Raw genomic sequence first — 23,310 nt, forward strand, 5'->3', positions numbered from 1 at the left:
TCGTGTTCTCGGGTGACGGGCCCTGTCCGCGGCTCAGCCGCGCGGGTCCGGGCCGGACGGGACGAGTCCGGTGAGGGCGGCGTGCAAGGGCTCGTACAGGGCTTTGACGAGCGCCCGGTCGAGCGCGGTCACCGGAGTACCGTCGGCGGTGGTGGCGTCTCCCGGCGACGGGGCGAGGTACGGGTCCAGCACGTGCCGCATGGCGAGGAGCAGACTGGTGTGCCAGGTGTCCGGCAGCTTCTTGCGCGCGGCCGCCCGGCTGGCGAACGGGGCGTCCACGAAGACGACCCGGGCCGGGACACCGCCGCGTACGAGCCGGCCGATGACCTGCCAGATGACGACGAGCTGGTCCCAGGTGAACGAGATCTTCTCCTCCTCGTTCAGCCGGCTCCAGGCCGGCGGATGGTTGAGGAGATACCGCCAGCGCGCGCGGGCCCGGGTCCGGAACTCCGCCCCGGCCTCGTCAAGACCCGGCTGCGCGCGGACGAACTCCGCGAAGCTGCCGTCCCGTTGCATACGCGCCACCCAGTCGTTCACGGCCTGCACGGCCAGGGCGATGTCGTCGGGGCGCGGGTGGGGCCGGGCCAGGAAGAACACCGAGCCGATCGCGGCGACTCCCCGGTCGAGGATGTTGTGGCCGCGCTCGACGGCGAGGAGCGGCGCGACGAGGATCTGCGTCCCGGTCGAGGCGAAGTTCGCCACGTCACCGCGGCGCAGCGCCACCACCGCACCGCCGTCGGGCCCCGTGTCCGGGCCCGAGTGCCACTCGTGCTCCTGTTCCGCGTCGTCGGAGATCAGGCGGCACACCTTCCCGGCCCAGCGCGGGATGCGGTTGAGGATCTCCGCCGCGCGGCGCGCCTCGTCGTAGGAGCCGGTGAGGACGAGGAGCCGGCCGCGCCGCTCGTCGTCGTCCAGGGCGGCGAGTTCCCGTTCGAACACACTGGGCTTGCCGTCGGCGGAGCGGCGGGCCAGCTGGTCCAGCATGTGTTCGAGAGCGAGGGGACGCAGATGGGGCTTGGCGCCGGACAGCCTGAGCGGCCTGCCGTCGGGACCGGTCAGGAAACATGTGCGGAACACCGTCCGCTTGATGGCCTCACGCTCCGCGGGCGGGGGCTTGAGCAGTGCGCCGACCTCGGTGAGCACATGGAAGCGGGTGGACCGGCCGGCCCAGCTGGTCCCCGACATGAGCAGCACGTTCGGCCCGGGGAGGCCGTCGGCGAGGGTGAGATCGGGCAGGTGCAGGAGCAGCTCGCGGCCGCTGCCCGCACAGCGGAAGAAGCGCAGTTCGCCGCTGCGCAGCCGGCCCAGGCCCGCGTTCTCGGGGAGGAACTGGAAGCCGAGGATGTTGCCCATGGGGGATTCGGGGACCAGCGGACGGTAGTCCTCCGGCGGACGCCGGGACAGTACGTTGCTGGACGCCTCGAAGTTGAGGGCGGCCTCGATCCGCGGCCACATCTCGGTCAGCTGGTCGAGCCGGGTGTGCAGGGCGGACAGGAGCAGGGTGAACTCGAAGCGCAGCACCTGCTCCGAGACGCTGCTCCGCGCCCTGGACACGGCATCGCCCGCCAGCGCGAGCAGTTCCCGCTCGACGAGGCGGCGGGCGTTGCGGGGGCGCATGGTGTGCAGGAGCTGGCGGGTGAGCCGCACCAGTGCGTCGGCCCGGGGGTCGTCGTGCTCCCGGTCGCCGAGCGGGTCGTCCCGGAACGCGTCGAGGACGGTCACGACCCCGTCGCGGCCCGTGCCGCCCGCCGCGCCCGCCGGGCCCGGCACGTCCGGCTTCCGGGCCCCGGCCGCCTCCGCCTCGTCGTCCTCGTCGGCGATCCGGCCGATCTCCTCGTCCCATTCGGGGGTGGGGCGGTCGGGGGTGTCGGCGGCGTCGGTGTCGGCGTCGGACGGGCTGCCGAACCATTCCGCGACCAGTTTGTACTGGAGGGTCCAGGAGCTGAAGTAGTCGGACTCGACCCATGAGCGCAGACTCTTGTGGCGCAGCAGCATGTGATAGATGCGGTCGGCGGCGACCGTCACCGTGTGCAGGGCGGCGGTCCACTGCATGACGATGGAGTCGGACAACTGGATGCGCCCGCCCCGCGCCAGCTCGTCGATCTTGTGCCGGTGGATCTCGTCGAGCCACGAGTTGGGCGCGCGCCCCGTGAGCACGGCGGCGGGCGCGAACATGGTGTCCAGCTGCATCTGCACCCGGTCGGCCTCGTCGACGATGATCACATCGCTTCTGCGGCAGGCGAGTTCGAGGAAGCGGACGCGTTCCTCGTTCTGGTGGGCGGGCACGGCGCTGTGCACCAGCGCCGCGGGGGTGGCGATCCAGATGTCCGCCGTGACCAGCTCGCGGGTGCCGTGATGACGCGGGCACCTGTTCCACAGGGGGCAGCCGTGCCGCTTGCGCAGGTTCGGCGCCTGGCCGTGCTCCGACTCGTCGACGGCCAGGGCGGTCAGCGGGCGCCGGGGCGGGCGCCGCTTCGGCGGGAACAGCTGGGTGCAGGGCGCGTCGCGGTGGGCGAGCGGCTCCGCCGCCTCCACTCCGCGCAGTGCGTCGAGGGGGCAGGCGGTGCTGAGGTAGTCGAAGCTCAGCGCGTCGTGGGTGAGCAGGGACGCCCCGTCGTCCTGGGCGGCCAGGCGGCGGTGGGTGCGCTGGAGATGCTGTTCTCGTGTGGTCGCTCCCAGCACGGGGGCGGCCCGGAGACCGAGCGCGGAGAACAGGGACGTCAGGTGCAGGGCTTCGGCGACGTCACCCACGACCAGGGTGACCCGCTTGTGATCGGTGGCGGCCCAGACCGCGAGGATGTCGCGAAGCGTGCTCTTCCCGGCCCCGACCATCCCGAGGAGATGGAGCATCCGGTCGATCCGCAGCATCCTCCTCTCCGGCACGAAGTCGTCCGACTCGGTGTCCCGGACGAACAGTTCGACCCTTTCCAGCCTGCGGCGCCAGTCGCCCCCGTCGGGATTCCCAGGTCCGCGCAGCTTGTCCTCCATCCGCGCGGCGGTCGCGACGAGTTCGTCCCAGGGGACCTCCAGGGGCTTGCCGTCCGAGGCCGCGGCTCGTCCGAGGGCATGCCCGGCGCTCTCCTCGGCGGGCAGTTCCTCGGGGAGCACCACCGAGGTCCATGCCTGGCCCTCCAGGAAGCGCCAGCCGCCGGGCTCGGCCGGCGGCAGTGTCCGTGTCCGGTACGGCGGGGCGTCGGCCAGCGCACGGGCGTAGACGGCCCATCGGCCGTGCGCCACCGACACGTTCCGGCGCCGGGGCGGGTCGTCCCTGCTGTCGAGGTCGTATCCGCGCAGCTCGGGCGGGAGGGACAGATAGGCGTCGAGGGACTGGGCCCAGATCCGGCGCCGCCGCAGGGGCCACAGCAGATGCCGTCCGATCCGCAGCATGCGCTGCTCCTCGGGCGTGCGGGCATGGCCGAGGGCCGAGGCGAAGGGATACCCGCCGAAGAGGGTCCACCCCGCCTGGGCGGGATGGCCCGGCAGCAGGCGCTCCACCAGGTGGAGCCCCAACTCGACCTCGCACAGCCGGGACGCGCCCAGCTCCGGATCGGCGTCGTCCGCGAAGTGGGGAGCGAACTCCTGGATGAGGTCGCCGCGCCACTGCATGCGGTCACGCATGGTCGTCCTCCGGTCGGTCGTCGTCCACGGCTCCGCCGCGGGTCTCTTCGAGAGCGGCGCGCACCCTCGTCATGAACTGCCGGTGGCTGACCACGGTGGTGCGACGCCGCACGTCGGGGTCCAGGAAGCGGCGGACCACGGCCACGTAGTCCCGGCGCAGGGCTGTCCTGTGGTCGGGGACGACGAGGAAGGCCCGGTCGTGCGGTGGCCTGTCCGGCAGGAGCAGGGCGTTGCGTCCGAGCAGCGCCGGATTCGCCCAGTCCTTGACGTCCACGGCCCACACCCGTCCGTCCGGCAGGGTGATCCGCAGGTCGTACGCGTCGTAGTCCGGCCACAGCTCGGGAGTGAGGCCGAGGCGTGTCAGGGCCCGCTCCAGGCGCAGCTCGGCGAAGCCCGGGGCGGTGACGAACAGGCGCAGCGGCCTGGTGAGCAGGAGTACTCCACCGCCCTCGGCCTCCGCGTACGCGTGGCCCACGGGAGCGTCCCCCTTGTGCCGGCAGCGCGCGTTCTCGCACCACCAGCCACCGTCGCGCATCGGCGCGAGCAGGGTCCGGCAGCGTCGGCACAGGGTGAACCGGCCGCCCCGTACCCAGCCGACGGGGGCGGGCAGGTAGATCTGCCGGAGGAGCCCGTCCAGTGGGGTGAAGGCCGGTTCCAGTGAGATCTCGGCGGCCTTGTCCCGGGTGAGCACGGGGTGTTCGACGAGCAGGCGCCGGAAGGCGACATAGCTCGCCGGGGCGTTCGCGAGGCGGCAGCGGTCCATCGCCAGGGCGATCAGGGCGCGGTCGATCTGTTCGGTGGCCGAGTCCGGCCGGTCCACGGCCCACTCGTAGCACAGGTCGGTGGGGACGCAGGCGTCCTTGTCGATCAGTCTGTCCTCCGGGGCCGCCAGACCGTCGGGGAGGTCGAGCGGCCATTCCGTCACGGGGCGCCGTCGGCACCAGATGAGCAGGTCGCTGACGCTCAGGGGCGGGTCGGCGCCGCGCAGCAGACAGGCCAGCGCGGTGCGGTCGAGGGCCCGTTGCGCCTCGGCCGGATACGGGAGGGTGAAGGTGCCCAGCCCGGTCAGGGCGTCCAGGTCGAGGACGGCGGTCGCCACGGTGCGCAGCAGGGTGAGTCCGTCGTGCGGGACGAGGGGGGAGCGGGCGGCGCCCGCGGCGGTGCGCGTCACCGCTGCTCCCCGACGGCAGCCGCACCCGAGGACGGTGGTACGGCCGGGCACCAGCGGGCCACCTCGCAGCGGGCGCAGTGCTGCCCCGGCCTCGGCGCCGAGATGGCGTCCCGGTGCCACGGGGCGGCGAGGCCGTGGATCACCCGCCGGGCGGTGGCGACCCGGTCGGCCTGGCGGGGCGAGACGAGTTCCAGGTCGGAGCCGGTCGGCCGCAGGACCTCCACCTCGACGCGCGAGCGGCGCACGTCGCCGCCGAACACGCCCTGTGCCAGCAGCACCAGGGCGAGCGCCGCCTGCGGGTACCGCTCCAGGACGTCCTCGTCACCCCGCGGCGCGCGGTATCTGGTGCTCTTGATCTCCCGCCACACCACCGCTCCGCCGCTGCGGTAGACGAGATCGGGCTTGGCGACGAGGACGACGTCGGCCTCCGGGTCCTGGAAGGCGAGGAGCCGTTCCGCGACCACCGGCGCCTCCGGATCGGCGTGCCGCAGCGGGCACACGGCGGCATGGCGGCCGATCAGCCGGGCCCCGAGTTCGGCGTCGGCGCCGGTCAGGTGCCAGCCATCGGCCTCCCAGTCCGTCGGGTCGGCGGGCGCGTCGGCGGGTGTGCAGGGGCGCCGGGGCGTCCGCTCGTGCAGGCGCTGGAGCCAGGCGTGCACGGCGTGCCCCCGTGTCACGTGGCGGTCGTGCTCAAGGCTCTCGTCGTACGGCAGGTGGAGGCGCCGCAGATGCTCCTGGGCCGGACACTTCGCGTACCTGCGCAGATCCGTGACGGACAGGGTGCGGCGGGGGCGGGAGACATCCGCGACGCCGAGGACGCCGGGGGCACGCGGCAGGTCGGGGCAGGAGGCGGTCAGCCGGCAGACCGCGCAGCCGGGCCCCGGTCGCCGGTGCACGGCGTCGACGGTGGCCCGCAGCCGGGGTGCGGCGAGCCGGCGGTACGCGGCCTCCGCCTCCTCGGGGGTCCCGTCGAACAGCGGTTCACCGACCGAGCCGTCCAGACACCCGATCTCCACGACCCGGATCCGCCGGGGCGCGGTGACGTCCTGCACCTCGTGCTCGTCCCCCCACCGGGCGGGCTCCGCCGCACGGCCGCCGTAGGCGGCGACGTACGCCGCCATGGCGGTCTCCGCCGGATCCCGTTCGGCCCGTGGGCGTCCCCCGCGGCGCACCGACCCGAACCTGAGGAGCCGCAGCTCGCACACCGTCCGCTCGCGGTCGGCGTAACACCGCCCCCACGCCCGGAGTTCGTACACCGTGCGACCGCCACCGGAGCCGGCCGGTGTACGCGTCTGCCTGACCCAGTATTTGTGGTCGGGCAGCAACCGCCCTTCCGGATCCAGTGATTCCGCCGCGGTCAGGTACTGCGCCGCGGCATGCTCGGCGAAGCGCTCCAGACCCGGGTGGGACGGGCGCACCCGGGCCGGATCGTCGCGGATCCGGCCGAACTCCAGGAGATCGAGCCTGCGCATCACGGGGGCGAGGGCGAACGTCTCCAGGTCGTCCGGCTTGTAGGGAGTGCGGTGCGCGGCTCGGAGACGGGGCCGGGCCTTGACGGCGCGCAGCGTGGGGCAGTCCTCCGCCCCCTCCTTCGCGCCTCCGGCGAACACCCTGATCAGGCGGGGGTCACCGGTGAGTCCTTCGGGCAGCGGCCAGTCGGTCACTCTCTCTCCTCATCTGTTCCCCTGTGAACAACATTCACGGGATGCTACTCACTGCTACCATCCGTGTACGGACGTTCCGTCAGATCCCAGGCACAGGGCGGTTCTCAGGTGGGTTCGCAGAACGATGTCATCGCCGGGCAGTACCACCTGGTGAACCGGCTGGGGTACGGCGGGATGGGCGAGGTGTACCTGGCCCAGGATCTGAACCTCGCCCGGCAGGTGGCGGTCAAGCTGCTGCTCCCGAACAACGTCGAACGGGAGGAGCGCCGACACCGGGACCGCTTCCGGCGGGAGGCCAGGACGACCGGCACACTCGGCCGTTCCCGGCACTTCCCCCAGGTGCACGCCTTCGGCGAGCACGAGGGCGAGCCCTTCCTCGTCATGGAGTTCATCGAGGGCCCCACCCTGGAGGAGCTGGCCGAGCAGCATCACCCGCTGCCGTTCCGCGGCGTCGTCGCGATCCTGGCCCAGCTCGCCACCGCCCTCGCCTCGCTGCACGACGCCGGACTCGTGCACCGTGACCTCAAGCCGTCCAACGTCATGATCGCGCCGGGCGGCGTCGTCAAGGTGATGGATCTCGGCATCGTCGCCCACACCGATCCCTTCGCGACGCGTATCACCACCACGGGCGGCGCGGCCCCGGGCACCGTCGCCTACGCGGCCCCCGAGCAGGTGACCGAGGGGCGCGCGGAGCCGCGCAGCGACCTCTACTCGCTCGGCTGCATCGTCTTCGAACTCGTCACCGGGGAGTACCTCTTCACCGCGGAGACCGCGTACGCGATGGCCCGCTGCCACGCCGACGAGCCACCGCGCAGGATCGCGGACGTACGCCCGCAGACACCGCCGTGGCTGGCCGAGACCGTCGACCGGCTGCTGTGCAAGAACCCGGATCTGCGGCCGGGCGACGCGAGGGCGCTGTTCGACCTGATCCGGCCGCACCTGGCGGTCCTCGAATCGGCCGGCTGCCCCGGACTCGGGGACTACGACCCGACCCTGCCGTGGGTGCGGCCGTGCTCTCCGCCGCCCCTGCCGAAGAAGTCCCCGTCGGACGCGCGGCGTCGGCAGGGCTCCGACCTCGACGACCTGGCACGCCGCCAGAAGCGCACCACGGAACTGCGGCGGGACGACCTTTCCCGCATCCGCGCCGAGGCCGGCGCCTTCGCGAGGGACGGCGATCTGCGCGGGGCCGTCCAGCTGATCGACCAGTGCCTCGACAGCGCGGTGGGCCGCTTCGGCCGTATCGAGTCGGGTGTCGTACGGCTGCGCATCGACCGCGCCGCACTGCTGCGCCAGGAGGGACTGCCGCGGGACGCGCACTCCGCGTACACCGAGGTACGCCCTGATGCCGTACGGGCCTTCGGGGAGCCGAGTCCGGAGGTCCGGGAGATCGACGACGGCATCGAGCGGTGCGCGCAGGACGGCGGGCCGCCCTGACCGGGACGACCCGAGCCGGGCGGAGGTGGCCGCCGGACCGCGCGGGACCCGGCCGCCCGGGGGAACGCCGGTACGCTTCACGTCTTCCCCGAGGGACACGGCGGGATGCAGGGAGACAGGCGTGGCAGAAGAACCGACCACGGTGACGGCCACCGGAATCGCCAGGATCGCCGGTGTCGGCCGGCCCGCGGTGAGCAACTGGCGCCGCCGCCACCAGGACTTCCCCCGGCCGGTCGCCGGGACGTCCGCCAGTCCCGCCTTCGACCTGCGTGAGGTGGAGCGATGGCTCGACCGGCAGGGAAAGCTCCGCCCCCTCGCACCGCTCGGCCGCCTCACCCGGTGCGCCGAGACGTTCGGCGCGGCAGGACGGCCCGCGGAGGCCCTCGCCCTGGCCGGGCTGGCACTGCTGACCGCACCCGCCGAGGCGCCCACCCCGGACCGGCTCGGCGACGCGGTACGGGCGGTCGTGTCGCCCCGGCATGCCGGCCTGCTCATGACCGGGCTGCCCCCCGCGTGGTCGGCGGACCAGCGGGAACTCCTCGAAGCCGCCCGGCTGGTGGCGTGCGAGGAGGATCGCGTCCGCGTCCTGGAGCACCTCCACGCGTGGTACGCGACGGCCCGGGGCACGGCAGGACTGACGGACGTCCCCACCCCCCTGGCCGGTCTGATGCTGGACCTCACCGGCCCGGCGGACTCGGTCCTCGACAGCGCCTGCGGAACCGGTACGTTCCTGCGTCCCGCCCTTGAGGAGAGTCTGCCCGGCAGGCCGCCACGGATCCTGGGGCAGGACCGCCGTCCCGAGTACGTGCGCATCGCGCTCCTTCGTCTTCTGCTGCTTCGCTCGCGGGCCGGAGCCGGAGCCGGAGCCGGGGCCGGGGCCGATCCGGAGGCCGACGGACGGCTGCGCCTGGGGGTGGGCGGTCCGTTCCCGGAGGACGCCTTCGCCGAAGAGACGGTCGACGCCGTCGTCGGCGGTCCTCCGCCGGACGGCCTCCAGGATTGGACCCAGGACCGGTTCGCCCTTGACTCCCGGTGGCTGTACGGGGGTCCTCCGCCGCGCTCCGAGCCGGAACTCGCCTGGGCTCAGCAGGTGTTGGCGCGCCTCAGGCCCGGCGGCCGGGCCGCCCTGCTCATGCCCGCGGCCGTGGCCGGACGGTCCACGGGGCGCCGGATCCGCGGCGAGCTCGTCCGGCGCGGTGTGCTCCGGGCCGTCGTCGGACTGCCCCCGACGACGGCGGCCGGGAACAGCAACGGCGCCCACCTGTGGGTGCTGCAACGTCCGGAGGCAGCCGGTGTCCCGGACGCGGCGGTGCTGCTGGTGACCGGCGAGGCCGTGCGCGGAGACCGGCACGCGTCGCCGGGCGACCCCTTCGACGTGCTCCGCCGACGGGTCAGGGACCTCTGGGCCGGTCACCGCACCGGACACGGGGCATCGGGCACCGAGGGGGTCATCGCCCGGCGCGTACCGCGGGCCGAGCTGCTCGACGAGGACGCCGACCTCACTCCGCGACGTCATGTGCCGGGGCAGGGCGGGGCGTACGCGCTCGACGCCGTGCTGAGGATGCCCGCCGCGCTGGAGGCCAGACTCGCCGCGCTCCGCGTCGCGTTGCCCCGGCCGGACCGCGCCCCTCGGCCCGAGCCGGAGGACGTGTCCACGGCGACGCTGGGAGAGCTCTCGCGGACCGGAGCCCTCACCCTGCACCGCCACCCGGCCCGTGCCGCGGGCCAGGAATCTCCCGGCACCGACCGGGTGGAGCCTGCCCTCACAGGACAGGACGTCGCCACCGGGCGACCCGCTAGCGGATCCGTCCCCGTCCGCCCCGGCACCGAGCCGGCCGCCCGGGTACAGGCCCACGACATCCTCGTCCCGTCGCTCGCCGGAGACCTGGTGGCCAAGGTCGCGACGGACGAGCAGATCGGGGCCCGGCTCGGCCCCGGCGTCCATGCCGTACGCGTCGACCGGGACCTTCTCGACCCGTGGTTCGTGGCGGGCGCCGTCACCCACCCCGACAACGCGGCGAGAGCCGCGCGTACGTCCGTCACCGCGAGCGGTGCCCCGCGTATCGACGTGAAACGGCTGCGCCTTCCGCTCCTGCCGGTCGACGTGCAGCGCCGCCGGGGCAGCGTACTGCGCGGTCTCGACCGATGGGGGGCGGAGCTGACGCGTACCGCCGAGGCCGGGCAGGCGCTCGCCCGAGCCTTCACCGCGGCTCTGATCGACGGAAAGCTCGCGGCGCCGGACGACTGATCCGGTCGTGGGAGAGGGCTGAGTCGCGCGGGAGGGCTGAGTCGCGCGGGAGGGCTGACCGGACCGGGTCATGCCGGGGTGGCGTTCTGCTGTGGCTCCGGGACGGCGTCGAGATCCACGGCGTACATGGGCCGTTCGTCGATGCCGAGCAGGCGCATCAGCTCGGCCGTCGGGATCCGGTACTGGCGTCCGACCCGCATGATGGAACAGGGGAACGTGCCCTCGTAGACGAGCCGGTACGCGGTTCCCCGGCAGATGCCGAGCGCGCGTGCGGCCGTCCGCAGATCCACCGTGACCGGCAGTTCGAAGATCTCGGTGAAGCCGAGCCGACGTGACAGCGCCTGCTTCATGCCTGCCTCGCCCCGCGCCGGAGCGTCAAGGTGCCGATCTGCCGCCTCCGGTCGCACGGTGCCACGCGGTACGAGCCGGGACGCGCTTCCAGGTGCCCGGTCAGCTTGCCGAGCATCTCCTTCCGCACCTGCTGCGAGGCGATCCGGAAACGGAGCGGCGCGTGCAGCCCGGCCCGTTCCGGACGGAGGATCTCCAGCGCGAAGTCCTCCCGCCCGCACGGGTCCGCCGCCGGTCCGTCCGGCGCGGTCTGCTCGTCGTCGTCCGCGATGTTCTCCGGCAGGGTGGAGGGAATCTCCCGCAGCCCTGCGCGGGCGAGCCGCCAGGCGCTGCTGCGCGCCGCACCGAGCCAGGTCCGGACCGGGGGAGGCGGACCGTGCTCCCCGCTCCGCAGCCCTTCCAGGAGGGCGAGTGCCATCTCGGACTCCACGTCGGACCGGTCGACACCCAGCCGCGTGCTGATGCGCCGGACGGTGCCGGTGAGCTGCGGCAGGGCCAGCCAGATCACCAGGAGCCGCCAGGGGCCGCCCGGTGCGGTCTCGGCGCGCGCCGCGCCCAGGGCCTCCTGCCAGATCGAGGAGGCCAGGGCCGGGACGGCCGCCGGTCCGTACAGGGCCTCACGGGCTTCGGCGGGGGAGAGCGGGACCGGGGCTGCGCCGTCCTCCGTGCTGACACTCAGACGTGCCTCCTCCGCCGCGCGGGGATTCTCGAAGTGCCGGGTGACCGCGGCGAACAGGCCGCCGGGGGCGATAAGGGCCATGGAACGTCCTCTCTGGGCCCGCGGACCGACGCCGGGGCCAGGTGAACAGAGGCCGGGTGGTGAGCGCGGGCGCCCGACCGCTCATCCCCGAAAAAGGGGCAAAGCGGTCATGAGTCCCACCTGCCTCAGAATTACACACGCGTGCTGTCGTGTCGGGTCCTCGGCCGAGTGGCGGAGCGGCCGGCCCGTACGTGTACCGGGCCGGCTCGGAGGACGGGCGGCGTGCTCCCGGGCGCGGGGCGCCCGCCCGCAGGCGGGCGCCCCGCTGGGCTGTGGAGCGGACCGCCTCAGTCGGTCTTGGCCGGTGGTGCCTCGTGCGGCGCCGCGGTCTGCGGCGCCGCGAGGCTCTCGGGCCGCACGGTGCGGCCGGTGCGTCGCGGGGTGGGCGGGAAGCCGCCGGACCGCCTGAGGTGGCTGGGGAGGTGTTTCTTCATGGCAATCGATCCCTTCGGACGAAGACGGAGCCGGTATCGCCCTGTCCGGCGAGCGGCTGACGCCATCGTGCCGGGCCCGCGGGGTCCGCCGCGGCACCGGATCTGACGAAAACCTGACGCGGGTCTGAAGCGGTAGAGCGTGTCGACGAGCGCCCAAGTGCGCCCGAATGCAGGAGTGTTCTCGTCATGGCTGCTGCTTCGGTGCGTGAGGGAGGACAGGCAGTGGAGGCGCGTGTACTCGGCCTGATCAGTGTCAGGGGATCGAACGGAAAGGGGATCTGTGGGGTGAAGAAGGCGACCGCGCTGTTCGGACTGCTGGTGACCTCGCCGCAGTACCGCTGTACCACCGACGAGATCGCCGAGCACCTCTGGCCGGGCCAGGAGTGCCCGCGAGAACGGGTGTACAAGGTCGCCTCGTTGCTGAGGGGCGTGCTGGGGGATGAGGTCCTCCCCGATCTGAGATCGAGCGTCTGTGTGATGAACCTTCCGGAAGGAAGTGTCGATCTGCTCCGCTTCCGTGAAGGGGTGCGGAAGGCCGCTCACCTCAAGTGGCCGGAGAAATTCGCGCAGTTGTGCACGGCCCTGGCGGAATGGCAGGACGACGAACCGCTGCGCGGGCTGCCGGAGGAAACGTTCGGCGGACGCAGGGCCGAGCTGCGGGAGGAGCTGATGGCCGCCGTCTGCGACCAGATGGAGGCCGCACTGCGGGCCGGCGAAGACACATGGCTTCGCATGGAAACGAAGAAATGGTATGAGCGCATGCCGGAACGGTCCCGGACCTTCGGGTTCTATCTGATCGCCCATGGACAGGCGATGGCGAGAGGGGTACTGGAGAGGCTGATCGAAAAATGGGAGGCGGACCACGGGAAGACGGAACAGGACCCGGAACTACAGGAAATCGTCGACGACCTGCGTGGTACCCCGCGGCGTTCACGCGGTACATCTCTTCGTCGTGTCCCGGACCAGCTCCCCGCGGGAAAGCACCGTCCTTTCGGGCGTGACGGACTCATCGATGAACTCGCCGGGGTGGCCCGGACGCGGCAGGAGGCGGAAAGGCCGACGCTGATCGTGCTCAGCGGAATGGCCGGTGTCGGAAAGAGCCTGGTGGCGTACCGGCTCGGGGCGGTCCTGCGGGAGAGGTTCCCGGACGGCGCTCTCTACGCGAACCTCCGCGGGTTCGCGGGCGCCGACGTGCGGCCCGCCGAACCGGAACACGTCCTGGACGGGTTCCTGGCCGAGTTCCCGCCCTATGCGGGAGCGGAGGGAATCGAGGCGAAGAGCGCGGCGCTGCGTTCGGTCCTGGCGGACAAGTCGGTGCTCATCGTGCTGGACGACGCGGTGGACGTGGCCCAGGTGCGTCCGCTGCTGCCCGGGAACGGCACCAGCGCGGTGATCGTCACGAGCCGTAACACACTCAGAGGTCTGGGTGCCGGACAGGACCCGTACTTCCGCAAGGTCGACCTCCTGGACGACGAGTCCGCCGCCGCCATCCTCCGGGAGAAGCTCCCGGAGGGCGACCCGAGAGGCCGTGAGCCACTCATCCGTGCCCTTGTCGAGCTGTGCGGCCGGCACCCGCTCGCTCTCACCGTGGTCGCCCGGCGCCTGGAGAACCGGTCGGTCCGGGGCACGAGCGACCTTGTGCGGGATCTCCGGGAGGAGAAAGAGAAGCTGGGCGTTCTGCACCTGCCCGAGGAGGAGTTGTCCGTCCGGATGGCGTTGGCCTGTTCCATCCGCGCGCTGTCGCCGGCCGCGCGTCGGCTGCTCCGGCAACTCGCCGTGCACCCCGGCCCGAGTGCCGGCTGGGACGCCGTGATGGACCTCGGTCCGGCCGGCGACGGAATGCGTCCCGACCATGCCCTGGAGGAACTGGTGGCGGCCAGTCTGGTGGAACTCCGGGCCGACCGCTACAGCCTGCACGACCTGGTGCGCGCCTTCGCGCGCTACGAGGTGGACCCCGAAGTCGGCGGTTCCTCGGAGGACTTCGAGGACACGACCGTACGGCGGGTGCTGGAACACCAGTTGCACAACGTCCACGCCTGTGACCGCCGGCTCCATGAGCGGCGAGTGCTTCCCGTGGGTGATCCCGCCGGGGTGAGAGTGTTCGAGCCGGTGGACCTCGAACAGGCGCTGGCCGTACTGGACGTGGAGTACGACACCGTCCAGCTCGGTGTCCAACTCGCCCACCAGAAAGGTTTGCGGCGCTACGTCTGGCTGCTGCCGATGGCTCTCGTCACCTATCAATGGTCCCGCCGCCGCCTCGACGACGCGTTGCGCGGGCTGACGCTGGCGCGGGAGGTCGCGGAGAAGGAAGCCGAGCCCGCTCAGTGCGCCATGGTGCACCGGATGCTGGCCGGGACCTACTGGCGGCAGGAGCAGTTCGAGCGGGCGGCAGGCCATCTGTACCGGGCCGTCCGGCTGAGCAAGGAGGACGACACCGAGACCGGCAGACTGAGCCTGGCGCACTCCCTGCACACGCTCGCGCTCACGATGCGCAAACAGGGGAACGGAGCGGCGGCGGAGGAGCATCACCGTCAGGCTCTTGAGCTGTACCGGGCGTTGGGCGAGCACAGCGGGGAAGCGGCGGCGCTGAACGGCATCGGTACCCTCCACCGGGACCGCGGGGAGTACGACGAAGGGCTCCGCGCGTGTGGTGAGGCGCTGCGCATCGCGGAGGGGACGACGGACCGGAGGTGCAGGGCGGACGTCTTGTACACACTCGCCCAGATCCACCTCTCCAGGTCGGAGGGGGAGGAGGCGCTCAGGCTGCTCCGGCAGGCCTGCGGAATTCTGTGTGACCTCGAACACTGGCACGACGAGGCCAAGCTCCTGTGGCTCTGTGCCGATGTCCTGGTGGCGGCCGGCCGCTCGTCCGAGGCCGTCGAGGCGCTGGAACGCGTCCTCGTGCTGCGCGAACTGATGGGCGGACACGGCACCCAGGAGGTGCGGGACCGTCTGGAAGAGCTGCGGTGAGAGCTTGTGTCTTGAGGGAACAGGCATACTCGGTCCCGGCGTGAGCGACGGTCGGCCGATCAGGGAGGTACCGCGGTGTCCGAGGACCCGTCCGGCGGCATACCGCCGCGCGCGGCCGTCGTCCGTGCGGCCGGAGCCGGAGCCGGAGCCCGTGCCGGAGCCCGTGCCCGTGCCGTGCCGGGTCGTGGTGTGCCGGGACTGCTGCTGCGGTACGCCCAAGGTGACCGGCGTCGACCACGCGGCGCAGACCGCGCGGCTGCGGGCCGGGGTGCCGGTGCGGATCTCCGCGTGCCTGGACGTGTGCGATCAGGCCAATGTCGTGGTCGTGCAGCCGTCGGCCGCGGGCCGGGCGGCCGGTGCGCGGCCGGTCTGGCTGGGGCTGGTCAATGACGCGGAGGCCACGGAGGACATCGTCGGCTGGGTGCGGGCCGGTGGCCCGGGGGTGGCCCCGCTGCCGGACATCCTGGAGCTGTACGCCTTCGACCCGCCCGGACGAGGAGTGGGCAAACGCCCCCCGGCCGGGCTCGACCGGCCCTAGGATGACGGCGGTTCGCCCGCGCGTTCGGCGGACGGACCGTGTGTACGACAACCGCATAGGGCGCGTGACTGGGGGAAGCCGGTGGGATTCCGGCGCTGACCTGCAACCGTGTGCGGCCGGTGGGCCGCGAGTCGGGACACCCGGGGCGCGCCGTGAACCGCTTCCCCTGTCATGGTCTGCAGCGCGAAGCCGAGAGTCTCGCCCGAGGCGGCGGCGGTGTCCGCTCCGTCCGCTCGGCGACGGGGCTGCGGGCCGCCCACACCAGGAAGGCTCCCGCCGTGCGACACACCTCCGGCACCTCAGCCGTCTCCCGTACCTCCCTGCGCCGTACGCTCATCGCCTCCGTCGCCCTCGGCGTGGCCCTGGCCGCCGCGCCGGCCACCGCCCAGGCCCACGGCGTACCGGGCACGCACGCCGTGCACGGCACGAACACCCCGGTCAGGGTGACGCTGACCGTGCAGGGCCCCGACGGGCCGCTGTTCCACGGGAAGGTCTGGACGCGCGGCCACGACGTCACCACGGCGACGGGCGGTACGCACAGATGCGACGGGACGAACGGGAGCGCCCACGCCTCCGCCGTGCCGACGCCCACCGCCGCCCTCGACGACGCCGCCCGCAAGCGGCACTTCGGCTGGGACGGTGCCTGGTACGCGTCGTTCGACGACTACGCGGTCGACAGCATCAAGAACGTCAGCGGCGGCGGCTCGGCGTACTGGAACATCTCCGTCAACGGCACGCCCACCCCGGTGGGCGGCTGCCAGTTCGAGCTGAACGCCGGGGACACGGTGGCGTTCACCTGGACGGCCTTCTGACGGCCGCCCGCCGCCCGGCGGCCGGGGGAGCGCCGCTCCTCCGGCCGGTCCGGCGCCCCGGCGGGGGTCCGCTTCGGCGGGAATCCGGTACGGCTCCACCCGTGGCACTGGATTTACTAGGACGTCCAACTATATTCTAGGGACGTAGGCCCGCGGTGCAGGGAAGCCGGTGTGATTCCGGCACGGTCCCGCCACTGTGACCGGGGAGTACGCCGTCGAGCAGGACGCCACTGACGAGCTGGATGTCGGGAAGGCGGACGGCGCGCGCTGATCCGGGAGTCAGGATACCGGCCGTGGGATGTTCCGTGTGGTCCACGAGGATGGAGCTGACACGCATGGCACCGGTGCGTTTCCACGATCCCGGCGAGCTGCGCCGCGGGAGTTCCCCGCATTCCGCCACCGGCCTCACCCGCCCCGGCCCGACGGCCTGACGGTCCGGCGTCCTCAGCGTTCCGCGCCGACCGCCCTCGCGCACGCCCGCGTCCATGAGCGGGCCGTGCGCCGGTCGCGCGCGCCGTCCTGGATCACCCCCACCTGACGAGAGCAGGCACCCATGATCCGTCCGAACCACCCCGCCGGTGTACGGGAACTGACCCACTTCATCGGCGGCGAGAACGTCCCGGGCACCTCGGGGGCCCAGGGCGACGTGTACGACCCCAACACCGGAGAGGTCCAGGCCCGGGTACCGCTGGCGGACCGGGCCGAGACCGAGGCGGCGGTCACCGTCGCCGCCGAGGCGCAGCGCGCCTGGGGCGAGTGGAACCCGCAGCGCCGCGCCCGGGTCATGCTGCGCTTCCTCCAGCTCGTCGAGCAGGAGAAGGACGACCTGGCCCGGCTGCTCTCCGCCGAGCACGGCAAGACCGTCGCCGACGCGCACGGCGACCTCCAGCGCGGCCTGGAGGTCGTCGAGTTCGCCGCCGGGATCCCGCACCTGCTCAAGGGCGAGTTCACCGACAACGCGGGCACCGGCATCGATGTGCACTCGCTGCGCTCGCCGCTCGGTGTGGTCGCCGGCATCACCCCGTTCAACTTCCCCGCCATGATCCCGCTCTGGAAGGCCGCCCCCGCCCTGGCCTGCGGAAACGCCTATGTCCTCAAGCCGTCCGAGCGGGCACCCTCGGTGCCGCTGCGGCTCGCCGAACTCTTCCTGGAGGCGGGCCTGCCGCCGGGCGTCCTCAATGTCGTCAACGGCGCGCGGGAAGCCGTCGACACCCTGCTGGAGGATCCCCGCGTGGCCGCCCTCGGCTTCGTCGGCTCCACCCCGGTCGCCGCGCACGTCTATGCCGCCGCCGCCGCCCACGGCAAGCGCGCCCAGTGCTTCGGCGGCGCCAAGAACCACATGATCGTGATGCCGGACGCCGACCTCGACCAGGCCGTGGAGGCGCTGGTCGGTGCCGGGTACGGCTCGGCGGGCGAGCGCTGCATGGCCATCTCGGTCGCCGTGCCGGTCGGCGAGGAGACCGCCGACGCCCTGGTCGCCCGGCTCAAGGAGCGCATCGGCACGCTGCGCATCGGCCGCAGCGACGACCCGGAGGCCGACTTCGGCCCGCTGGTCGCCCGGGACGCGGTGGAGCGCGTACGGTCCTACGTCGACCTCGGAGTGGAGGAGGGCGCCGAACTCGTCGTGGACGGACGCGACTTCGTGCTCCCCGGGCACGAGAACGGCTTCTTCGCCGGGGCCTCCCTCTTCGACCGGGTCACCCCCGACATGCGCATCCACCAGGAGGAGATCTTCGGTCCCGTCCTGTCCGTGGTCCGCGCGGCCGACTACGAGGAGGCGTTGCGCCTGCCCAGCGAGCACGCCTTCGGCAACGGCGTGGCGATCTTCACCCGGGACGGAGACACCGCCCGCGACTTCACCCGGCGGGTGGACACCGGCATGGTCGGCGTCAACGTGCCCATCCCGGTCCCGGTCGCCTACCACACCTTCGGTGGCTGGAAGCGGTCCGGCTTCGGCGACCTCAACCAGCACGGACCGGACGCCGTCCGCTTCTACACCCGTACCAAGACCGTCACGTCCCGCTGGCCCGCCGGGCTGCGCGAGGGCGCGAGCTTCACCATTCCCACGATGGGCTGAGCGACCATGACCCACACCCTGCTCACCGAGGACCAGCAGGCCCTCGTGGAGACCACCCTCGACTTCGCCCAGGACCACCTGGCACCGCACGCCCTGGACTGGGACCGCGACAAGCACTTCCCGGTCGACGTCCTGCGCAAGGCGGCCGGGCTCGGCCTCGGCGGCGTCTACGTCCGCGAGGAGTCCGGCGGCTCCGGCCTCGGCCGGGCCGACGGCGTCCTCGTCTTCGAGACCCTCGCCTCCGGCTGCCCCGCCATCGCCGGATACCTCTCCATCCACAACATGGTCGCCTGGATGATCGACCGCTACGGCGACCCGGCCCAGCGCGAGCGGTGGCTGCCCCGGCTGTGCGCCATGGACGACCTGGCCAGCTACTGCCTGACCGAACCCGGCGCGGGCTCCGACGCGGCCGCCCTCACCAGCCGGGCCGTCCGCGACGGCGGCACCTATGTGCTCAGCGGCGTCAAGCAGTTCATCTCCGGCGCGGGCGCCTCCCAGCTGTACGTCGTGATGGCCCGCACCGGCGGCACCGGAGCGGACGGCGTCTCCGCCTTCGTCGTCGACAAGGACGACGCCGGGGTGGGCTTCGGCCCCAACGAACGCAAGATGGGCTGGAACGCCCAGCCCACCCGCCAGGTGATCCTGGACGGCGTACGGCTGCCCGCCGACCGGCTGCTGGGCCGCGAGGGCGACGGCTTCCGCATCGCCATGAACGGCCTGAACGGCGGCCGGCTCGGCATCGCCGCCTGCTCGCTCGGCGGCGCCCGCAGCGCCCTGGACCGCAGCCTCGCCCACCTCGCCGACCGGGAGGCGTTCGGGCAGCGGCTGCTCGACGCGCAGGCGCTGCGCTTCCGGCTGGCCGACATGGCGACCGAACTCGCCGCCGCCCGCGCCCTGGTGCAGCAGGCCGCCCGCGCCCTGGACGCCGGCGACCCGCAGGCGCCGTACCTGTGCGCGATGGCCAAGCGGTTCGCCACCGACACCGGGTACACGGTCGCCGACCGCGCGCTCCAGCTGCACGGCGGCTACGGCTACCTCAGCGAGTACGGCATCGAGAAGATCGTCCGTGACCTGCGCGTCCACCAGATCCTGGAAGGAACCAACGAGATCATGCGCGTCATCGTGGCCCGCGGCCTGACGGAGGCGTTCCGGTGACCGGCACCGAGGACCCCGTCCTCCTGCGCACCGACGGCCGGGCCGCCCACATCGTCCTCAACCGGCCCCGGGCCCTCAACGCCCTCACCCACGAGATGGTCCGCCGCATCGACGCGGCCCTCACCGCCTGGGAGCACGACCCGGAGGTGGCCACCGTCGTCATCAGCGGCGCGGGCGAGCGCGGCCTGTGCGCGGGCGGCGACATCCGGGCCATCCACGACGACGCCAAGACCGGCGACGGCACCGCGGCGGCCGCGTTCTGGCGCGACGAGTACCGCCTCAATGCCCGGATCGCCCGCTACCCCAAGCCGTACGTCGCCGTCATGGACGGCATCGTGATGGGCGGCGGCGTCGGCGTCTCCGCCCACGGCAGCGTCCGCGTCGTCACCGAACGCGCGCGCGTCGCCATGCCCGAGACCGGCATCGGCTTCGTCCCCGACGTCGGCGGCACCTATCTGCTGAGCCTCGCCCCCGGTGAACTGGGCACCCATCTGGCGCTGACCGGCGCGCAGACCGGCGCCGGGGACGCCCTGCTGTGCGGGCTCGCCGACCACCATGTGCCCGCCGCCGCGCTCGGCGCCTTCACCGCCGACCTCGCCGTGCTGTCCGTGCACGACGCGCTCGCCCGGCATGTGCAGTCGCCGCCGCCGGGCGCACTCGCCGGGCAGCGGGAGTGGATCGACGCCTGCTACGCGGCCGACACCGTGGAGGAGATCCTGGACCGCCTCCTCGGCCGCGGCGAGCCCGCCGCGAAGGAGGCGGCCGAGACCCTGCTCACCAAGTCGCCCACCGCGCTGAAGGTCACCCTCGCCGCGCTGCGCCGCGCCCGGCACCTGGGCCCGCTGGAGGCGGTCCTCGACCAGGAGTACCGCGTCTCCTGCGCCGCGCTCGCCGCCCCCGACCTGGTCGAGGGCGTCCGCGCCCAGGTCATCGACAAGGACCGCAGGCCCCGCTGGTCGCCCGGCACCCTCGCCGAGGTCAGCGCGGCCGACGTGGACCGCTTCTTCGCCCCGCTCGGCGACCGCGAACTGGGGCTCGCCGGATCCGACAGCACCGTGGAGGTGGCCTGGTGAGCCTGACCGTCGCGTTCATCGGACTCGGGCACATGGGCGCGCCCATGGCCGCCAGCCTGGTCAGGGCCGGGCATCGGGTACGGGGCCACGACCTGGTGCCCGAGGCCCTGGAGGGCGCCGTCCGCGCGGGTGTCGAGCCCGCCGCCGACGCCGCCTCGGCGGTCGCGGACGCCGACGTCGTCGTCTCCATGCTGCCCGCCGGACGGCACGTCCTCGGCCTGTACGGCACCGTCCTGGCGGCGGCCCGGCCCGGCACCCTCTTCGTCGACTGCTCCACCATCGACGTCACCGACGCCCGTACGGCCCACGAGCGGGCCGCCGCCGCCGGGATGCGGTCGCTGGACGCCCCTGTCTCCGGCGGGGTGGTCGGCGCCGAGGCCGGCACGCTCACCTTCATGGCGGGCGGCGGCGAGGCGGAGTTCGCCGAGGCCCGGCCGCTGCTGGAGGCCATGGGCAAGAAGGCCGTCCACTGCGGCGGCGCGGGAGCCGGGCAGGCGGCCAAGATCTGCAACAACATGATCCTCGGCGTCTCCATGATCGCCGTCAGCGAGGCGTTCGTGCTCGGCGAGCGCCTGGGCCTGTCCCACCAGGCCCTCTACGACGTGGCGTCCACGGCGTCCGGGCAGTGCTGGGCGCTCAGCGTCAACTGCCCGGTCCCCGGCCCGGTCCCGGGCAGCCCCGCCAACCGCGACTACCGGCCGGGCTTCGCCGCCTCCCTCATGGCCAAGGACCTCGGACTCGCCGCGCGGGCCGCCCGCGACAGCGGGGTGGACACCGGACTGGGCCTCGCGGCAGCCCGGTTGTACGAGGAGTACGCCGAACACGTCGGCGCCACCGAGGACTTCTCCGGCATCGTCCGCACCATCCGGGACCGCGGCACCCGGCAAGAACGAGAAGGGGAAGGGGAGAAGCGATGAGCACGCGGAACGGCACCGGGCTTCCCGCGTACGAGACCATCCTCGTCGAACGCAAGGGGCGTACCGCCCTGCTCACCCTCAACCGGCCCGAGGCCCTCAACGCCCTGAATCTGACGGTCATGCGCGAGGTGGTGGCCGCGACCGAGGCGCTGGACCGGGACCCGGAGTGCGGCTGCGTCGTCATCACCGGCTCGGCGAAGGCGTTTGCGGCGGGCGCCGACATCAAGGAGATGCGGCCCCAGGGGTATCTGGACATGTACCTCAGCGACTGGTTCGCGGCCTGGGACCGGCTCGGGCAGCTGCGCACCCCGACGGTGGCCGCCGTCGCGGGCTACGCCCTGGGCGGCGGCTGCGAGCTGGCCATGCTCTGCGACATCCTGCTCGCCGCCGACACCGCCGTCTTCGGGCAGCCCGAGATCAAGCTCGGGGTGATCCCCGGCATCGGCGGCTCCCAGCGGCTGACCCGCGCGGTGGGCAAGGCCAAGGCCATGGAGCTGTGCCTGACCGGGCGCACCATGGACGCGGCGGAGGCCGAGCGGGCCGGACTGGTCTCCCGGGTGGTGCCCGCCGACGATCTGCTCGGCGAGGCGCTGGCCGTCGCCGAGACCGTCGCGGGCATGTCGCTGCCGGTGGCGATGATGGCGAAGGAGGCCGTCGGACGGGCCTTCGAGACGACGCTCGCCGAAGGCGTCCGCTTCGAACGACGGCTCTTCCACGCGGTGTTCGCGACCGAGGACCAGAAGGAGGGCATGGGCGCCTTCGTCGAGCGCAGAGCGCCCGAGTTCCGCCACCGCTGAGCGGCGGCCCGCATGCCGCCGCGCCCGGTCCGCCCTGCTGGGAGGGGAGATCACGTTCGGGGATCACCTCCCGGAGGCGGTCTTGGCCGGGGCGGCGGCACGCGGTACCGTCTGTTCGATATCGACGACGGCGAGACGGAAGCCGGTGGGAAACCGGCACGGTCGCGCCACTGTGTGCGACGGCTCCCCGGAGCCGCTCGCGAGTCAGACCCGTGGCCGTCGTCCAGCGCACCACCGAGATGGGACGCGAACTCCCAGAGGAGGCCCCTGCCATGGCGCAGCATGTCGCCCAGCCGACCGCCGACGCACCTGTCCTGCCCGCGAAGCTGCCGCTGAAGGCGATAGCTCCCTGGGCGGTCTTCTTCGGCATCCTGATGCTGATCCTGCTCTACTTCGTCGGCGCCGAGCAGGGCGCCACCTCCGTGTTCAGCGGCACGGACGTCCACGAGTGGGTGCACGACGCCCGCCACCTGCTCGGCTTCCCCTGCCACTGACGCGAGGGGCGCCGCACACTCATGAACTCCGCAACTGTGCGAAACCTCCTCGTCCGCGGCATGCTCGCGGGCCTGGCGGCGGGCGTGCTCGCGCTGGTCGTCGCCTATCTCCTCGGTGAGCCCGGTGTCGACAAGGCCATCGCCTTCGAGGACGCCCACTCCCACGAGCACGAGATGGAGGTCGTCTCCCGCTCGCTCCAGTCCACGGCGGGCCTGGCCACCGGTGTCCTCGTCTACGGGGTCGCCTTCGGCGGCATCGCCGCGCTCGCCTTCTGCTTCGCGCTGGGCCGGGTGGGCCGCTTCAGCCCGCGGGCGACCGCGCTGCTGCTGTCGGGCTGCGCCCTGCTCGCCGTGTACGTCGTGCCGTTCCTGAAGTACCCGGCCAACCCGCCGTCGGTCGGCGACCCCGACACCATCGGCAAGCGGACCGCGCTGTACTTCCTGATGATGGTCCTCAGCGTGCTCCTCGCGGTCGCCGCGACGCTGCTCGGCAAGCGCCTGGCGCCCGCTCTGGGCACCTGGTGGGCGACCGTGGCCGCCGTCGCCGCCTTCGCCGTGGTGATCGGCCTGGCCTATGCCTTCCTGCCGGTCATCAACGAGGTGCCGCAGGACTTCCCGGCCGCTCTGCTGTGGCGCTTCCGGCTCTCCGCCCTGGCCATCCAGTCCGTGCTGTGGGGCGGCTTCGGCCTGCTCTTCGGCGAGCTGGCCCAGCGGCTGCTGGCCCCCGCTCCGGCCGGGTCCGGCGCCGGGCGGGCGGTTCCGGCCGCGCGCTGACGCTTTTCCGGACACCAGAGGGCCCT

General features: G+C 73.0%; 18 protein-coding genes and 2 riboswitches. Of the genes, 12 read left to right on the plus strand and 6 right to left on the minus strand.

The window, feature by feature from the left end:
* Positions 1–33 precede the first annotated feature (33 nt).
* From R4Z62_RS26290 to R4Z62_RS26300, 3 genes are read right to left on the minus strand one after another with little or no spacing between them, the layout of a single operon-like run.
* The gene (locus R4Z62_RS26290; protein ID WP_491521065.1) at positions 34–3,618 is read right to left on the minus strand and encodes a pPIWI_RE_Z domain-containing protein; all 3,585 of its coding nucleotides are present in this window, start codon (positions 3,616–3,618) and stop codon (positions 34–36) included.
* On the minus strand, positions 3,611–4,789 hold the full coding sequence (locus R4Z62_RS26295) for a pPIWI_RE_Y domain-containing protein (RefSeq protein ID WP_389468558.1): 1,179 nt from the start codon (positions 4,787–4,789) through the stop codon (positions 3,611–3,613). Before R4Z62_RS26295 ends, R4Z62_RS26290 begins: the two co-directional genes overlap by 8 nt.
* Complete coding sequence (locus R4Z62_RS26300) at positions 4,786–6,453, minus strand: PD-(D/E)XK nuclease family protein (RefSeq protein ID WP_491521066.1); 1,668 nt, start codon at positions 6,451–6,453, stop codon at positions 4,786–4,788. The genes R4Z62_RS26295 and R4Z62_RS26300 overlap by 4 nt, the downstream gene beginning before the upstream one ends.
* Before the next feature lie 108 nt (positions 6,454–6,561).
* On the opposite strand from R4Z62_RS26300, the gene R4Z62_RS26305 reads away from it, so the two are divergent.
* Together R4Z62_RS26305 and R4Z62_RS26310 are read left to right on the plus strand one after the other, a co-directional pair.
* Positions 6,562–7,887 carry a serine/threonine-protein kinase gene (locus R4Z62_RS26305; RefSeq protein WP_491521067.1) on the plus strand — a complete coding sequence of 442 codons (1,326 nt, stop codon included), beginning with the start codon at positions 6,562–6,564 and terminating at the stop codon, positions 7,885–7,887.
* 121 nt (positions 7,888–8,008) lie between these two features.
* Positions 8,009–10,135: an N-6 DNA methylase gene (locus R4Z62_RS26310; RefSeq protein ID WP_491521068.1), complete on the plus strand. Its 2,127-nt coding sequence runs from the start codon at positions 8,009–8,011 to the stop codon at positions 10,133–10,135.
* A 68-nt stretch (positions 10,136–10,203) separates the two neighbouring features.
* Here R4Z62_RS26310 and R4Z62_RS26315 read toward each other — a convergent pair whose 3' ends face one another.
* The 3 genes from R4Z62_RS26315 to R4Z62_RS26325 all read right to left on the minus strand — a co-directional run bounded on the left by R4Z62_RS26315 (position 10,204) and on the right by R4Z62_RS26325 (position 11,677).
* A complete protein-coding gene (locus tag R4Z62_RS26315; RefSeq protein ID WP_381739659.1) occupies positions 10,204–10,485 on the minus strand; it encodes a helix-turn-helix domain-containing protein in 282 nt (93 codons plus the stop codon).
* Complete coding sequence (locus R4Z62_RS26320; RefSeq protein WP_491521069.1) at positions 10,482–11,243, minus strand: hypothetical protein; 762 nt, start codon at positions 11,241–11,243, stop codon at positions 10,482–10,484. The genes R4Z62_RS26315 and R4Z62_RS26320 overlap by 4 nt, the downstream gene beginning before the upstream one ends.
* Positions 11,244–11,530: 287 nt before the next feature.
* Complete coding sequence (locus R4Z62_RS26325) at positions 11,531–11,677, minus strand: hypothetical protein (protein ID WP_018564527.1); 147 nt, start codon at positions 11,675–11,677, stop codon at positions 11,531–11,533.
* A gap of 285 nt (positions 11,678–11,962) precedes the next feature.
* Here R4Z62_RS26325 and R4Z62_RS26330 point away from each other — a divergent pair, with 285 nt between their 5' ends.
* The 10 genes from R4Z62_RS26330 (at position 11,963) to R4Z62_RS26375 (ending at position 23,284) form a co-directional block, all read left to right on the plus strand.
* On the plus strand, positions 11,963–14,647 hold the full coding sequence (locus tag R4Z62_RS26330) for an AfsR/SARP family transcriptional regulator (protein WP_491521070.1): 2,685 nt from the start codon (positions 11,963–11,965) through the stop codon (positions 14,645–14,647).
* A 151-nt stretch (positions 14,648–14,798) separates the two neighbouring features.
* Positions 14,799–15,185: a hypothetical protein gene (locus tag R4Z62_RS26335; protein ID WP_491521071.1), complete on the plus strand. Its 387-nt coding sequence runs from the start codon at positions 14,799–14,801 to the stop codon at positions 15,183–15,185.
* A 71-nt stretch (positions 15,186–15,256) separates the two neighbouring features.
* Positions 15,257–15,327, plus strand: a riboswitch (cobalamin riboswitch).
* Between the two features lie 136 nt (positions 15,328–15,463).
* A complete protein-coding gene (locus tag R4Z62_RS26340) occupies positions 15,464–15,997 on the plus strand; it encodes a DUF4430 domain-containing protein (protein ID WP_491521072.1) in 534 nt (177 codons plus the stop codon).
* 136 nt (positions 15,998–16,133) lie between these two features.
* Positions 16,134–16,307: riboswitch (cobalamin riboswitch) on the plus strand.
* Positions 16,308–16,550: 243 nt separating this feature from the next.
* On the plus strand, positions 16,551–18,074 hold the full coding sequence (locus R4Z62_RS26345; protein ID WP_491521073.1) for a CoA-acylating methylmalonate-semialdehyde dehydrogenase: 1,524 nt from the start codon (positions 16,551–16,553) through the stop codon (positions 18,072–18,074).
* Between the two features lie 6 nt (positions 18,075–18,080).
* Positions 18,081–19,229, plus strand: coding sequence for an acyl-CoA dehydrogenase family protein (locus R4Z62_RS26350; RefSeq protein ID WP_491521074.1), 1,149 nt, complete (start codon positions 18,081–18,083; stop codon positions 19,227–19,229).
* On the plus strand, positions 19,226–20,302 hold the full coding sequence (locus tag R4Z62_RS26355) for an enoyl-CoA hydratase/isomerase family protein (protein ID WP_491521075.1): 1,077 nt from the start codon (positions 19,226–19,228) through the stop codon (positions 20,300–20,302). Before R4Z62_RS26350 ends, R4Z62_RS26355 begins: the two co-directional genes overlap by 4 nt.
* Positions 20,299–21,219, plus strand: a complete 921-nt coding sequence (mmsB, locus tag R4Z62_RS26360; protein ID WP_491521076.1) for a 3-hydroxyisobutyrate dehydrogenase — start codon at positions 20,299–20,301, stop codon at positions 21,217–21,219. The genes R4Z62_RS26355 and mmsB overlap by 4 nt, the downstream gene beginning before the upstream one ends.
* Positions 21,216–22,016 (plus strand): enoyl-CoA hydratase, encoded by an 801-nt coding sequence (locus R4Z62_RS26365; RefSeq protein WP_491521077.1) that lies wholly within the window; start codon positions 21,216–21,218, stop codon positions 22,014–22,016. The genes mmsB and R4Z62_RS26365 overlap by 4 nt, the downstream gene beginning before the upstream one ends.
* Positions 22,017–22,288: 272 nt before the next feature.
* The gene (locus R4Z62_RS26370) at positions 22,289–22,510 is read left to right on the plus strand and encodes a CbtB domain-containing protein (RefSeq protein ID WP_018564517.1); all 222 of its coding nucleotides are present in this window, start codon (positions 22,289–22,291) and stop codon (positions 22,508–22,510) included.
* Between the two features lie 21 nt (positions 22,511–22,531).
* Positions 22,532–23,284, plus strand: a complete 753-nt coding sequence (locus tag R4Z62_RS26375; RefSeq protein WP_389468524.1) for a CbtA family protein — start codon at positions 22,532–22,534, stop codon at positions 23,282–23,284.
* The last annotated feature ends 26 nt before the right edge of the window (positions 23,285–23,310 follow it).

It is taken from the genome of Streptomyces sp. PL-25 (assembly GCF_058344915.1).